Source organism: Robertmurraya sp. DFI.2.37 (assembly GCF_029211245.1).
GTDB classification, from domain to species: Bacteria; Bacillota; Bacilli; order Bacillales; family Cytobacillaceae; genus Robertmurraya; species Robertmurraya methanolica_A.
This window is the reverse complement of sequence record NZ_JARGEJ010000909.1, coordinates 1-287: the sequence shown is the minus strand read 5'-3', so window position 1 is coordinate 287 and position 287 is coordinate 1. Positions and strand designations below refer to the sequence as shown.

Annotated in this window: 1 protein-coding gene; it reads right to left on the bottom strand. The window is 33.1% G+C overall.

Features of this window, described 5'->3' with window-relative positions:
• Positions 1 to 171 precede the first annotated feature (171 nt).
• Positions 172 to 276 (bottom strand): hypothetical protein, encoded by a 105-nt coding sequence (locus PZE06_RS29120; protein ID WP_483314107.1) that lies wholly within the window; start codon positions 274 to 276, stop codon positions 172 to 174.
• Positions 277 to 287 lie beyond the last annotated feature (11 nt).

Below are 287 nucleotides of genomic sequence, written 5' to 3'. Positions count from 1 at the left end.
TCACCTATTCACGATCATGATTCATTGATGTGAATCATATAGATATACAACGTTGAAGGTTACAATTTCCTTATTCTACTAACTGGATTGCTTAGGTTTAGGTTAAAAACAGATAAAAGCAGAATCATTATGTTCGTATACACTCGATCATAAAAAAGCTAGGAAATTTATTTATACTAGCTCAATATCAGCAGAGTAGATACTATGAATCACACCATTTTCATCTTCGTTTTTCAATACACCGTCCTCGTTGATTCCAAGAGCCTTTCCCGTTATATTTCCAGTTA